Source organism: Sphingomonas sp. BLHR8 (genome assembly GCF_056821725.1).
In genome coordinates this window covers 234,946-248,258 of sequence record NZ_JBPDIM010000001.1, presented here as the reverse complement: position 1 = coordinate 248,258, position 13,313 = coordinate 234,946, and the positions used below count along the sequence as shown (strand labels likewise).

Genomic DNA, 13,313 nt, shown 5'->3' with positions numbered 1-13,313 from the left:
CTTCCTCATCGAATGGGGAGGGGCCGGACTTCATGAACAACCATCGCGTCGACGTGGCGATCATCGGGGCGGGGCCAGCCGGCCTGACCGCGGCCTACCTCCTCACGCAGGAGGGTTATACGGTCACGGTCATCGAAAAGGACCCGGTTTATGTCGGCGGGATCAGTCGCACGGTGGAGCATGACGGCTTTCGCTTCGATATCGGCGGGCACCGGTTCTTTTCGAAGTCGCGCGAAGTCGTCGATCTCTGGAACGAGATCCTCCCGCACGATTTCATCGAGCGCCCGCGGATGAGCCGCATCTATTATGAGGGCAAATTCTACAGCTACCCGCTGCGCGCGTTCGAGGCGCTGCGCAACCTGGGGCTGTGGCGCTCGACCATGTGCATGGCGAGCTACGCCTGGGCGCAGCTGTTCCCCAACCGCAATGTCCGCAGTTTCGAGGACTGGACGTCGAACCAGTTCGGCAAGAAGCTCTACTCGATCTTTTTCAAAACCTACACCGAGAAGGTGTGGGGGATGCCCTGCAACGAAATGTCCGCCGACTGGGCGGCGCAGCGCATCAAGGGGTTGAGCCTCGGCAAGGCGGTGATCGACGGGCTGAAGCGCAGCCTCGGCCTCAACAAACGTCCGAACGACGGCATGGCGACCAAGTCCCTGCTCGAAAGCTTCCGTTATCCCCGCCTCGGCCCCGGCATGATGTGGGAGGCAGCGCGCGATCATGTCGTCGCCGGCGGCAACCGGGTAATCATGGGCGCCTGCCTGAAGCAGTTGAAGCAGGCACCCAAGGGCACATGGACGATGCTCGCCACCGGTGCCGACGGCGACTTCGCGATCGAGGCGGAGCACGTCATTTCCTCCGCACCCATGCGCGAACTCGCCGCGCGGCTGCATCCGCTGCCGCAGACCAGCCTCAACGCTGCAAAGCTCAAATATCGTGACTTCCTCACCGTCGCGCTGATGATCCGCTCGGACGATTTGTTTCCCGACAACTGGATCTACATCCACGATTCCAAGGTGAAGGTCGGCCGCATCCAGAATTTCCGCAGCTGGTCGCCCGAGATGGTGCCCGACCCCAGCCTTGCCTGCGTCGGGCTCGAATATTTCTGCTTCGAAGGCGATGATCTGTGGGACAGCTCCGATGCGGATCTGATAGCCCAGGCGACGCGCGAGATGGCGACGCTGGGGCTGTGCGATCCGGCGCAGGTCGTCGGCGGCGCGGTGGTGCGGCAGGAAAAGGCCTACCCCGTTTACGACGAGGACTATGCCGCCCACGTGGATGCGATGCGCGCCGAGCTCGAAGCTGCCTATCCGACGCTGCACCTCGTCGGGCGCAACGGCATGCACCGCTACAATAATCAGGACCATGCGATGATGACCGCCATGCTGACGGTCCGCAACATCGTCGCGGGGGAGAAGCTCTACGATATCTGGCAGGTCAACGAAGACGCCGAATATCATGAGGATGGCGAAGAAGGCGCGGTGGACTGGGAGGGGCGGCGCGCCGCGCTCAATTCGGTGCGCGAGGTGCCGACGCGCGTGGCCGGCGGCGCCGTCGCGCGCGCGGCCTGACCGCCGATGACCGCGCGAACGGGGGCGATCAGCTTGCCAGTGTTGGCCATCCAGCGCCTGTTTGCCCCGACCTATATCCGCTACCTTGCGGCGAGCGTGGTGGCGCTCGGCATTGACGCCGCCACCTACCTCGCCGCGCTGGAAGCGGGGACACGCCCCACGCCGGCCGCGATCCTAGGCTATTGTGTCGGGATCGCCGTCCACTGGCAGCTGTCCAACCGGCTCGTATTCGGACGCGGCGAGGATCGTTTCGCGCGCAGCAGAGGCGATCGCCGATCGCTGTTCGTCGGCTCGGCGCTGGTCGGTCTCGCACTCACCGCGGCCATCGTCGCGGGCACGACCGACCTTGGCCTCGACCCTCGCCTCGCCAAACTGCTCGCCATCGTCATCAGCTTTCAGGCGACCTATCTCATGCGCAAGATCGTGGTGTTTCGATGACCGGCAGCGCGGCGCGCGACCGCCGCGCGCGCTTGCCGCTCGATTATGCTTTCCTGCCCGCGGCGCTCCTTGCCTATGCGTTGCTCGGCGGCGGCAAATGGTCGCAATATGCCGACGGGCGGATCGCTTCGGGCGATCCCGACGACGCGCTGCGGCTCGTGCAGATCCGTGACTGGCTGGCGGGGCAGAGCTGGTTCGACACGATCCAGCACCGCATCGATCCCCCGTCGGGTGGTGACATCCACTGGTCGCGGCTGATCGACGCGCCCGTCGGCGCGCTGATCCGCTTTTTCGACCTGTTCACGAGCGTTGCCAACGCCGAACGTCTGGCGATGCTGCTGTGGCCCCTGCTGCTGCTGGCCGGCTGTTTCTGGGCGGTCGACCGCATCATCCGGCGCACGCTCGGCGAGGACGCCCGCCTGCCCGGCATGATCATCGCCGCTACCGCCACGTCGGCGCTGTTCCAGTTCACGCCGATGCGCATCGACCACCACAGCGCGCAGCAGCTTTGCTTCATGCTCGCCATGGTCGCGATCATCGGTCGCAGCGACATGCGCAGCGCGATCCTCGCTGCCGTCCCGCTCGGTTTGCAGGCGCTGATCTCGATCGAGGGCATCGCCTATGCCGCGATCGTCGGCGGCCTCCTGGTGATGCAAGCCCTCGGCGGACGAGGCGGCGCGTCGCGCCTTCTCGCCTTCCTCGCCAGTCTGCTGCTGACACTCACCGCGGGGTTGGCGCTGACGCGCGGATTGAGCGCCCCTCTCGCCAGCTATTGCGACGCGGTGTCCGCCCCGTACCTTGCGGCAATCGCGGCCGCGCTCGTGGTCCTCGGCCTCAGCGCGCGCTGGTTGCGGACCTCGCCGGCAATGCTGATCATCGCACTTGTCGCGGCGGGAGCCGCGGGCGTCGCAAGTCTCCTTCTCGTCGAGCCGCGCTGCGCCGCCGGGCCGTTCGAGATGATCTCCCCCTTCCTGCGCACCCACTGGCATGCGATCGTGCTCGAGGGGTTGCCGATCTGGCGCCTGCCCTTCGACGAAGCGATGCTCTTCGGCATTCCGCTCCTGATCGGCTGCGCCTGGACGATCGCCGCCTGGCGCGGGGCCAGCAACGCGCGCGAGCGAGCGGCTCGCTTCGACCTGATGCTCGTCGCGATCGCCTGCAGCGTGCTCGCGGTGGTGCTGTTGCGGGCGAGCGCGATTGCCGCGATGCTGCTGCTGCCCGGCTTTACCTATGGTTTCGTCGCCCTGCGGGACTGGAGCCGCCGGCAGTCGCGCGCGCTCCCGCAGGCTGCCTCTCTTTTGCTGGCGTTGGCGACGACGCCCGTCATGCTCGGCATCATCCTGTCACTCGCCGATCGCGGTGTGATCGGCAACGCGCCCACGATAACCCGCGGCGATCGCAAGGCGCACGCCGCGTGCAACGATGCGAGCATCGCGAGCGCGCTACGCGGCTATGACCGGGCGCTGTTCTTCAACCAGATGGACTATGGGCCGATGGTCCTCGCCAACAGCGGGGCGTCGGTCCTGGCCACCGGTCATCATCGCGAAGCCGCGACAATGGAACGCAGCATCCGAGCCTGGATTGCGCCAGCCGAACAGGCGCGCGGGGCGATGGGGTCGGCGACCCACCTCATCTACTGCGCCGAACCCGACGGGTCCGGCCATTACGAACGGTGGGGCGGCCCGGGCTCGCTCGCCGGTGCGCTCAGTCGCGGGTTGCCGCCGGGCTGGCTCGAACGTGTAGGGCCGTGGACGCACGACCGGCCGCAAATCTTTCGCATCCGCCCCGCCCCGGCGGTGCGCTGATGCGCGATCAGCGCCGGCGGCTGTAAAGCAGCGCAGCGACCAGCGCCGCCGATCCGATGCCGATCCCGGCAGCGGTCTTCCAGCCGATCGAGGGCGATTTGTCGGTCGCCCCCGTGACCTTGCGGTCGCCCTTCTCCCGCACCTCGCCGGCGGTGCGTGCGACCTGAAGGGTGGTGTTTTCCGTCGCCTTTTCGTCGACCGGAGGCTTGGCTTCGTCGCTCATCATCGACTCCCTGTCAGGCGAGCGCCTGCTCCAGCGACAGATAGGGGCGGCCGAGCGCTTCGGCCACCGGCGCGCAGGTGATGTCGCCGAGCAGAACGTTCAGCCCTTCGGCAAGATGCGGATCGCGGCGCAATGCTTCGCGCCAGCCGAGGTCGGCGATGCGCAGCGCGTGCGGCAGCGTCACATTGTTGAGCGCATAGGTCGAGGTCCGCGCCACCGCGCCGGGCATGTTGGCGACGCAGTAATGGACGATGTCGTCGACGACATAGGTCGGGTCGCTGTGCGTCGTCGGTCGGCTCGTCTCGAAACAGCCGCCCTGGTCGATGGCGACGTCGACCAGCACCGACCCGGCGCACATCGTCTTCAGCATCTCGCGCGTGACGAGCCGCGGCGCAGCGGCGCCGGGCACCAGCACCGCGCCGATCACCAGGTCTGCCTCCGCCACGCATTCGGCGATGTTGGCGGCGTTGGAGAAGCGCGTCTTGGCACGCGATTCGAAATGGATGCCGAGCCTTTCGAGCACTTCCGGGTCGCGGTCGAGGATGGTCACGTCCGCGCCGAGACCGACCGCCATCTGTGCCGCGTTGAAGCCGACGACCCCGCCGCCGATCACCGTCACCTTGCCCGGGGCGACGCCCGGCACCCCGCCGAGCAACACCCCGCGCCCGCCGTGCGCCTTTTCGAGCGCGCTCGCCCCGGCTTGGATCGACATCCGCCCCGCGACCTGGCTCATCGGCTTGAGCAGCGGCAGCCCACCGTTGCGCCCGGTCACCGTCTCATAAGCGATGCCGACCACTTTCTGCTTCAGCAGGTCCTCGGTCTGCTCGGGATCGGGCGCGAGGTGGAGGTAGGTGTACAGGATCTGCCCCTCGCGCAGCATGGCGCGCTCAGCTGCCTGCGGCTCCTTCACCTTCACGATCATCTCGCATTCGGCAAAGATCGTGGCGGCATCGCCGACCACCTTGGCACCCGCCGCGTCATAGTGGCGGTCGGTCGCGCCGATGCCGTTGCCCGCGCCCGTTTCCACCCACACCTCGTGGCCATGCGTGACCAGTTCGCGTGCGCTTTCCGGCGTGAGGCCTACGCGATATTCGTGGTTCTTGATCTCTTTCGGGCAGCCGATGCGCATCGTCGTCTCCAGCGAGGCCCGCAGCGCGAGGGCGCGGGCGTCCATCTTGTCCGCGCCTGTAGGTGCGCCAGCGGCGCGGCGCCAACCCTAAAACCAGTCTCTAACGAAACGTTCACCAGTTTTCGCTAGTCGCCGTTGATCACAACGGGGACCGTGAAGATGCCGCTCAGCCACATCGACCTCAATGTCGTGACGCCGATCTCGATCGCGGAAAAACTGCCTCAGTTCGACCATGACGGCAAACTGCTGGAACGCGTCGGTCGACTGAGTGATGTCGTGCGCGGCAACGAGCGTGGCATCGCGGCCGCATTCTGGGAGATGTACAACCGGCTTTCTCCGCCACAATTTCGCGTTACCGCGGAGCAACTCCCCGGACGCCTCGACGAAGGCGAAGCCTATATCAAAGCGAAAATGCATGCGCCGTCGGAACAGGAGTGGGCGGACTGCGCATCGAGGTTCGCCCTGCGCGCAATCAAGGCAAAAATAGGGCTCGGCATCGTCTTCTCCTGTTTTTCCGCGAGCTACCGCGAGACCGAGCGGCTCATCATCGAAGCTGCGGGCGAGGATAAGGACCGACTGCTCGACCTCCTCCACACGGACGCGCATCTCGCGTTGCTCGAAGCCGAGCTGCTGACCAGCTATCGCGAAAAATTGAACGCGCATGTGACGCGTGAGGAGCGCAAAGAAATCGCGCTGCAGTTCGAAACCACCATCGCCAGCGGCATGCTCGGCGCATCGGCGGTCGGCGCCCAGCTCGGCACGCAGACCAGCAACGCGGCGGAGGCGGCGCGCGGCATGCTCGGCAAGGCATCCGAGGTGGCTGCGGCCGCAGAGCAGTCCGCGCTCGCCATGCGCGAGGCGGCGCACACCGCCGCAGGGCTGATCCGCGCCATCGATACCACCCGCACCGAGGTGGAGGGCGCGACGACCATTGCGGAGCGCGCCGCCGAACAGGCGCAGTCGGCGCTCGATACGTCGATGGCGCTGAGCGAACATGCGCAGACGATCGAATCGATCCTCGGCCTCATTCGCGACGTTGCCGGTCAGACCAATCTCCTCGCCCTCAATGCGACCATCGAAGCCGCGCGCGCGGGGGATGCGGGGCGCGGTTTCGCCGTCGTGGCGCAGGAGGTGAAGAGCCTCGCCAACCAAACCAGCCGCGCGACCGACGACATCGCGTCCAAGATCGCCGCGATCCAGTCCGCCACCCGCACCACGCTCGAAGCGAACAGCTCGATCCGCGAGACCGTCGAGGAGGTGAAGGCCTTTGCCGGGCGAATCCGCGACGCGATGGACACGCAGGCGCGCACCGTCACGACGATCACCGCCGCGGTCGACGAAACCGCGCTGGCCGCGGACTCGATGTCCGGCACCATCGCCGCTATCCGCACCGACACGCATCAGGTGGTCGACGACATCAGCGCGCTTGAAAGCGCGTTCAGCACCGTCAATCAGAGCTTCGCGGACCTCAGCCGCTCCGCCACCGATTTTACCCGCCGCGTGGCATAGCGTCGCCGAAGCCGTTAAGGGGCGGGGATGGCCACCCACATCCTCCTCACCGGCGCCAGCCGCGGCATTGGCGCTGCGATCGCCGCCGCGTTCGATCGCGACGACATCCGCCTCGTCGCAACCTCGAGCGCGGACGCGGACCTTGCCGACCCGTCCGCACCCGAGCGGCTGTGGGCCATGGCGGACGACCGCCTCGACGGGCGGATCGACGTTCTCGTCAACAATGCGGGCGTGTTCGAAGCCAACCCCATCGACGCCGACGATGCAGCGTGGAGCGCCAACTGGGCGCGCACCATGCAGATCAACCTGACCGCCGCCGCCGAACTGTCGCGCCGCGCGATCCTCGCCTGGCAACGGGCGGGGCGTGGGGGGCGCATCGTCAACATCGCCAGCCGCGCCGCCTACCGTGGCGATTCGCCCGCGCACTGGCACTATGCCGCGTCGAAAGCCGGGATGGTGGCGATGACCAAGACCATTGCCCGCGGCTATGCGGCGCAGGACATCCTCGCATTTGCCGTTTGCCCCGGCTTCACCATGACGGGCATGGCCGACGATTATCTGGCGAGCCGTGGCGGTGACAAGCTGCTCGCCGACATCCCGCTCGGGCGCGTCGCCGATCCGGCGGAGATCGGCGAGATCACCCGCTGGTGCGCACTCGACGCGCCGCCGTCGATGACCGGCGCGGTGATCGACGCCAACGGCGCCAGCTACGTTCGCTGACCAACATGAGCGGGCATCTCCTCACCCTGCCCGTCGACCGTGCGCGCGCCGAGGCGCTGCTCGACGATGACGAGGCGCTGGCCGCGCTGCCTGGCACCCCGACGCTGGTCGCGCGGGAGGTCGAGGAGGACAGCGACGACTGGGTGATCGACGCCTACTATGCCGACGCCCCGGATGCGGCCGCACGACGCGCGCTCGCGGCGCTGGTCGGCGCGGCTACGGCACCGCGGGCGCAGGCGCTGCCCGATGAAGACTGGGTGACGCTGTCTCAGGCGGGGCTGGAGCCGGTGCGCGCCGGGCGCTTCTTCGTCCACACCCACGCCGATCCGCCAAGCGCCGACCCCGGCGTCACCAGCTTCCGCATCGAGGCGAGCCGCGCCTTCGGCACCGGGCACCATGACACCACCGCGGGGTGCCTCGCGGCGCTGGACGCGCTCGCGCGCCGTGGGCGCCGCTATCGTCACATCGCGGACATTGGTACCGGCACCGGCCTGCTCGCCTTCGCCGCGCTGCACCTGTGGCCGCGTGCGCACGCGCTGGCGAGCGACATCGACCCGGTCAGCGTCGCCGTGTCGGCCGAAAATGCGCTGGTCAACGGCGTGACACTCGGCCCCGGCGCGGGCGAGCTTGCGCTGACCGTCGCCGACGGCACCGACGCGCCGTTGATCCGCGCGGCGGCGCCGTTCGACCTGATCGTCGCCAACATCCTCGCGCGGCCGCTGATCGCGTTGGCGCCCGCTATCGCCCAGATCGCCGCACCGGGCGGGACCCTGCTGCTCGCAGGACTCACCAGCGACCAGCGCGCAGCCGTGATCGCTGCCTACCGCCGCGCCGGCTTCCGCCTCGACGATGCGGGGGAGCTGGGCGCGCACTGGCCCGTCCTCCGCCTCACCCGCCGCCGCCGCTACGGCTGGCAACGCCCCGCCCGGCGTTCACGCGCCGCCGCCCACGCCGGCGACACGGGCGAGTGGTGAGCCCGGGCGGCGCGAGTCCCCTCCATGTCGTCCCCCTGGACTTGATCCGGGGTCGGGCTTGGGAAGCCGCCGCCGCTCGATAAAATGCCCAGCCTCGGATCAAGTCCGGGGCGACGTAGGCTCAGGAACTCGCGGCCTTGCTCTTGGCGTAAGCCTGCGTGCCCCGCGTCAGCACCTCGTCGCCCGGCAGGATCGCGTCGACCGCGATCGTCTCCGCCCCCGCCAGCCGCGCATAGAGCGGCGCGAAATCCGTCTCGACCGTCTGGCGCAACAGATCGTCGAAGCTGTCGATGACGAAATAGACCTGCTGGTAATCGTCGATGCGATAATCGGTCCGCATCACCCGCTCGAGGTCGAGCATGATGCGGTTTGGGCTCGGATCGCCGAGCGCGAACACGCTCTCGCCATAGGACGACACGATTCCCGCACCATAGATGCGCAGCCCTTCCGCCTCGCGCACCAGCCCGAACTCGACCGTGTACCAGTAGAGCCGCGCGAGATTCTTGAGGCTGCCATGCTCCAGCGCCCGCAGCCCGCCGCGACCATAGGCCTCCATATAATCGGCGAACACCGGGTCGGCGAGCATCGGCACATGGCCGAACACGTCGTGAAAAACGTCCGGCTCCTGCAGATAATCGAGCTGGTCGGCGCGGCGGATGAAGTTGCCGCTGACGAAGCGCCGGTTGGCAAGGTGGTCGAAGAACACATCGTCAGGCACCAGCCCCGGCACCGCCACAACCTGCCACCCCGTCGCATCCATCAGCCGCGCGTTGAGGTCGCGGAAGTCGGGAATGCCAGGTTTTTCGAGCTTTAGCACATCAATCCCGCGCAGGAACGCCTCACTCGCGCGGCCGGGGAGCATCTTCGACTGGCGCTCGAACAGCGTATCCCAGACCGAGTGCTCCTCGGGAGTAAATCGCTCCCACTCCTGCGGGATGGTCCAGTCGGCATTGGCGCCGGGCGGCGGGGAGTCGAAGACGTGGAGAGCGGGTTCGGCGTTCATGGGCCGCAGGTTACGACGACGGCTCCGGAAGGGGAAGAGGTTGCGCGTGTAACGATCGGTCGTCACGTCTTTCACTCACGCCCCGTCGCCCCGGACGGAGAAAATCAGGCGCACCCTGCGCTCTATGCCCCCGCCGCAGCAACGATCGCCGCCCAGCCGGCCTCATCGACCACGCGGACGCCAAGCTCCTCCGCTTTTTTGAGCTTCGACCCCGCGCCCGGCCCCGCGACAAGCAGGTCGGTCGCCTTGCTGATCGACCCCGCCGCGCGCGCGCCGAGCGCCTCGGCCTGCGCCTTGGCCTCGTCGCGCGACAGCGTTTCGAGCTTGCCGGTGAAGACGATCGTCTTGCCCGTCCACGCGGTCTCGCGGGTCGCGCGCGCCACCAACTGCGGCTCGACCTCGCTGAGCAGATCTTCCCACAGCGCAACATTGTGCGGTTCGTGGAAAAAGTCGCCGAGCGCCTCGACCACCGCGGGACCAACACCGTCCGCTGCCGTCAGCGCTGCGCGCGCCTCCTCATCCCCCGCCCGCGCCGCCTCCGCGAGCCGCCGCATCTCGTCCAGCGACCCCACGCTGCGCAGCAGGTCGCGCGCCGTGACGATACCGACGTGGCGGATGCCGAGCCCGAACAGCAGCCGCGCCGCGTCGGGCGACCGCTTGGCTTCGATCGCCGCGAGCAGCGCGTCGACCGACTTCGCCTGCCACCCCTCGCGCCCAATGAGCGCCTCGCGATAGTCGCGCAGGCGATAGATATCCGCCGGCGCCTCCAGCCAGCCAAGGCCGATGAACTCCGCAATCGCCTTTTCGCCCAGTCCTTCGATGTCGAGCGCGCCGCGGCTGACGAAGTGCCGCAGCCGCTCGAACCGCTGCGCCGGGCAGATCAGACCGCCGGTGCAGCGCACATCGACCTCTCCCTCCGCCGCCACCGCCTCGCTGCCGCATTGCGGGCAGTGGTCGGGGAAGTGGTAAGGCTCGCGACCTACCTCGCGGGTCAGGTTCTCGACCACCTGCGGGATCACGTCGCCCGCGCGCTGGATGCGCACCCGGTCGCCGACCCGCAGCCCCAGCCGCGTAATTTCGTCGCGATTGTGCAGGGTGACATTGGCGACGATCACCCCGCCCACGCCCACCGGGGTCAGCCGCCCGACGGGGGTGAGTTTCCCCGTGCGCCCGACCTGGATGTCGATCGCCTCGAGCGTCGTTTCCGCCCGCTCCGCCGGGAATTTATGCGCGATCGCCCAGCGCGGCGCCTTCGCCACAAAGCCCAGTCGCGCCTGCCAGTCGAGCCGGTCGACCTTGTACACCACCCCGTCGATGTCGAAGGGGAGGTCGGCGCGCTGATGCTCGATGGCGGCGTAGGTCTCGAGCGCGCCTGCCACGCTCTCTACCCGCGCCGCGCCGGGGGCGACGTCGAAACCCCATGCGGCGATCGCCGCCATCACCCCGCTCTGGGTGTCGGCGGGAAGCTCGCTCGCCTCGCCCCAGCCATGCGCGAAAAATTTGAGGCCGCGCCCCGCGGTGACGCTCGCGTCCTTTTGCCGCAGCGACCCCGCCGCCGCATTGCGCGGGTTCGCGTAGAGCTTGGCCCCTATCTCCGCCTGCCGCTGGTTCAATGCCGCGAACGCGTCCTTGTCGAGATACACCTCGCCGCGGATTTCGAAGATATGGGGCACGCCTCCTTCCCCCCTCCCCTTCAGGGGAGGGGCTGGGGGTGGGGTGTCTCCGGCGGGCGTGGCGTCAAACGATAGACCCCACCCCAACCCCTCCCCTGAAGGGGAGGGGCTTGTCGCAGCCAATCGCTGCGGCACCCCGGCGATCGTCCGCACATTGGCGGTGACATCCTCCCCCACCGCGCCGTCGCCGCGCGTCGCCGCCAGCACCAGCGCGCCGTCCTCGTAACGCAGCGAGCAGCTGAGCCCGTCGATTTTCGGCTCCGCCAGCAGCGCGACCGGCTCGTCCTCACTCAGCGACAGGAACCGCCGCACCCGTGCGACGAACTCCTCGACCTCCCCCGCGTTGAACGCATTGTCGAGGCTGAGCATCGGCTTCGCATGCGCGACCTTGGTGAGCGAGGAAGTCGGCGCCGCCCCGACGCGCTGCGACGGACTATCCGCCCGCGCCAGCGCCGGATGCGCCGCCTCCAGCGCCGTCAGCTCGCGCACCAGCGCATCATAGTCCGCGTCCGAAATCTCCGGCGCATCCTGATCATGATAGAGCGCCGCATGCCGCGCGACCTGTGCGGAGAGCTCGGCAATGCGCGCGGCGGGGTCGGTTTTCATACGCTCAGCAACCTCTCCGCCTGCGCCCTCGCCTCGTCGGTGATTTCGGCGCCGGAGAGCATCCGCGCGACTTCCTCGCGGCGGTCGGCGGCGTCGAGTCCGCGCACGCCGGTGCGGGTGACGGTGCCGTCGCTGGCCTTGGCGATGAGGAAGTGGTGCCCGCCCCGCGCCGCGACCTGCGGGCTGTGCGTCACGACCAGCACCTGGCGGCTCTCCGCCAGCGCGGCCAGCCGGTCGCCGATTGCGCTCGCGACCGCGCCGCCAACGCCCCGGTCGATCTCGTCGAAGATGATCGTATCCGCGCCGCCGACCTCCGCCAGCGCGACCTTCAAAGCGAGCAGGAAGCGCGACAATTCGCCGCCGCTGGCGATCTTCATCAGCGGCGCAAACGGCGCGCCGGGGTTGGTGGCGATGAGAAATTCGACGCGGTCGGCGCCATCGGGCCCCCACTGCCCTTCATCGAGCCGCGCCACGTCGGTGCGGAAACGCGCGGCGTCGAGTTTCAGCGGCGAGAGCTCCCCTGCGACCGCGCCGTCGAGCCGAGCGGCCGCCTCGGTGCGTGCCGCGCTCACCGCCTCGGCCGCCGCGACATAGGTTGCGCGCGCCGCGTCGCGCTCCGCTTCCAGCTGCGCGAGCGTCCCCGCACCCCCCGCCGCCGCGTCGCGCCGCGCGGTCATGTCGGCGAGCAACGCGGAGAGCGCGTCCGGCTCGACCCGGTGCTTGCGCGCAAGGCCGCGCAGGTCGAACAGCCGCGTCTCGATTCGGTCGAGCTCGGCCGGGTCATGCCGCAGCGCCTCGCCCGCGCGTTCCAGCGCCTCCTCGCCCTCCCCGGCCTCGATCAGCGCGCGGTCGAACGCCGCCAGCGCGTCGGCAAAGGCATCATGCTCACCCGCCAACCGGTCGAGCCTGCGCGTTGCCGCGCGCAGCTGCGCCAGCGCGCCCGCGGGCCCGCCGAGCAGCGCGTCGACTCCGGCCATATCCTCCGCCAGCCGGGCGCCCTTTTGCATCGCTGCGCGCGCTTCCGCGAGGCTCGCCTCTTCGCCTTCCTCCGGCGCGAGCGCGGTCAGTTCGGCGACAGCGTGGTCGAGATATTCGAGCTCTGCCGCGTCGCGCTCGACCTGCGCGCGCGCTGTTTCGAGCGCCTCGTCCGCCGCGCGCCACGCCGCGTGCGCGCTGGCGAGCGCGCTGCGGTCGACGCGGCCATAGGCGTCGAGCAGCGCGCGATGCCCGCGCGGGTTGAGCAGACCGCGCTCGTCGTGCTGGCCGTGCACCTCGACCAGCATCGCGCCGAGATCGCGCAGCAGCGCCGCGCTCGCCGGCTGGTCGGCGACGAAGCCGCGGCTGCCTCCGTCTGCGCGCAACTCGCGGCGGATCACCAGCGGCTCGCCCGGCTCGACCTCGATGCCCGCGTCGTCGAGCAGAGCCATCGCCGGGTGCCTGTCGCGCAGCGGCGCAAAGCTCGCGCTCACTCGTCCGCGCCGCGCGCCTTGCCGCACCAGCCCACTGTCCGCGCGGGCCCCGAGCGTCAGCCCGAGCGCGTCGAGCAGGATCGATTTGCCCGCGCCAGTCTCGCCGGTGAGCACGCCCAGCCCATCGCGCAGGTCAAGCTCGAGCGACTCGATCAGCACGATGTCGCGAATGGATAGCTGGGTCAGCACGCGC

At 68.9% G+C, this 13,313-nt stretch carries 11 protein-coding genes; 6 read left to right on the top strand and 5 right to left on the bottom strand.

Annotated elements, in window-relative coordinates:
- The first annotated feature begins 32 nt into the window (after nucleotides 1-32).
- From ACRYJK_RS01275 to ACRYJK_RS01265, 3 genes are read left to right on the top strand one after another with little or no spacing between them, the layout of a single operon-like run.
- On the top strand, nucleotides 33-1,571 hold the full coding sequence (locus tag ACRYJK_RS01275) for an NAD(P)/FAD-dependent oxidoreductase (protein WP_482665780.1): 1,539 nt from the start codon (nucleotides 33-35) through the stop codon (nucleotides 1,569-1,571).
- Between the two features lie 6 nt (nucleotides 1,572-1,577).
- Entirely contained in the window at nucleotides 1,578-2,009 is a 432-nt protein-coding gene (locus tag ACRYJK_RS01270; protein WP_482665779.1) for a GtrA family protein, read from the top strand.
- On the top strand, nucleotides 2,006-3,814 hold the full coding sequence (locus tag ACRYJK_RS01265) for a hypothetical protein (protein WP_482665778.1): 1,809 nt from the start codon (nucleotides 2,006-2,008) through the stop codon (nucleotides 3,812-3,814). The genes ACRYJK_RS01270 and ACRYJK_RS01265 overlap by 4 nt, the downstream gene beginning before the upstream one ends.
- A 7-nt stretch (nucleotides 3,815-3,821) precedes the next feature.
- Here ACRYJK_RS01265 and ACRYJK_RS01260 read toward each other — a convergent pair whose 3' ends face one another.
- Together ACRYJK_RS01260 and ald are read right to left on the bottom strand one after the other, a co-directional pair.
- Entirely contained in the window at nucleotides 3,822-4,037 is a 216-nt protein-coding gene (locus ACRYJK_RS01260; RefSeq protein WP_482665777.1) for a hypothetical protein, read from the bottom strand.
- Between the two features lie 13 nt (nucleotides 4,038-4,050).
- Nucleotides 4,051-5,166 carry an alanine dehydrogenase gene (ald, locus tag ACRYJK_RS01255; protein ID WP_482667366.1) on the bottom strand — a complete coding sequence of 372 codons (1,116 nt, stop codon included), beginning with the start codon at nucleotides 5,164-5,166 and terminating at the stop codon, nucleotides 4,051-4,053.
- 159 nt (nucleotides 5,167-5,325) lie between these two features.
- On the opposite strand from ald, the gene ACRYJK_RS01250 reads away from it, so the two are divergent.
- From ACRYJK_RS01250 to ACRYJK_RS01240, 3 genes are read left to right on the top strand one after another with little or no spacing between them, the layout of a single operon-like run.
- On the top strand, nucleotides 5,326-6,675 hold the full coding sequence (locus ACRYJK_RS01250; protein ID WP_482667365.1) for a methyl-accepting chemotaxis protein: 1,350 nt from the start codon (nucleotides 5,326-5,328) through the stop codon (nucleotides 6,673-6,675).
- A 27-nt stretch (nucleotides 6,676-6,702) separates the two neighbouring features.
- Nucleotides 6,703-7,395: an SDR family NAD(P)-dependent oxidoreductase gene (locus tag ACRYJK_RS01245; RefSeq protein WP_482665776.1), complete on the top strand. Its 693-nt coding sequence runs from the start codon at nucleotides 6,703-6,705 to the stop codon at nucleotides 7,393-7,395.
- 5 nt (nucleotides 7,396-7,400) lie between these two features.
- The gene (locus ACRYJK_RS01240; protein WP_482665775.1) at nucleotides 7,401-8,369 is read left to right on the top strand and encodes a 50S ribosomal protein L11 methyltransferase; all 969 of its coding nucleotides are present in this window, start codon (nucleotides 7,401-7,403) and stop codon (nucleotides 8,367-8,369) included.
- 121 nt (nucleotides 8,370-8,490) lie between these two features.
- Here the strand turns inward: ACRYJK_RS01240 and phhA are convergent, their stop codons facing one another.
- The 3 genes from phhA to recN all read right to left on the bottom strand — a co-directional run bounded on the left by phhA (nucleotide 8,491) and on the right by recN (nucleotide 13,309).
- Nucleotides 8,491-9,372, bottom strand: coding sequence for a phenylalanine 4-monooxygenase (gene phhA, locus ACRYJK_RS01235; RefSeq protein WP_482665774.1), 882 nt, complete (start codon nucleotides 9,370-9,372; stop codon nucleotides 8,491-8,493).
- 122 nt (nucleotides 9,373-9,494) lie between these two features.
- Nucleotides 9,495-11,651: an NAD-dependent DNA ligase LigA gene (ligA, locus tag ACRYJK_RS01230; RefSeq protein ID WP_482665773.1), complete on the bottom strand. Its 2,157-nt coding sequence runs from the start codon at nucleotides 11,649-11,651 to the stop codon at nucleotides 9,495-9,497.
- Nucleotides 11,648-13,309 carry a DNA repair protein RecN gene (gene recN, locus ACRYJK_RS01225; protein WP_482665772.1) on the bottom strand — a complete coding sequence of 554 codons (1,662 nt, stop codon included), beginning with the start codon at nucleotides 13,307-13,309 and terminating at the stop codon, nucleotides 11,648-11,650. The genes ligA and recN overlap by 4 nt, the downstream gene beginning before the upstream one ends.
- Nucleotides 13,310-13,313: the final 4 nt, after the last annotated feature.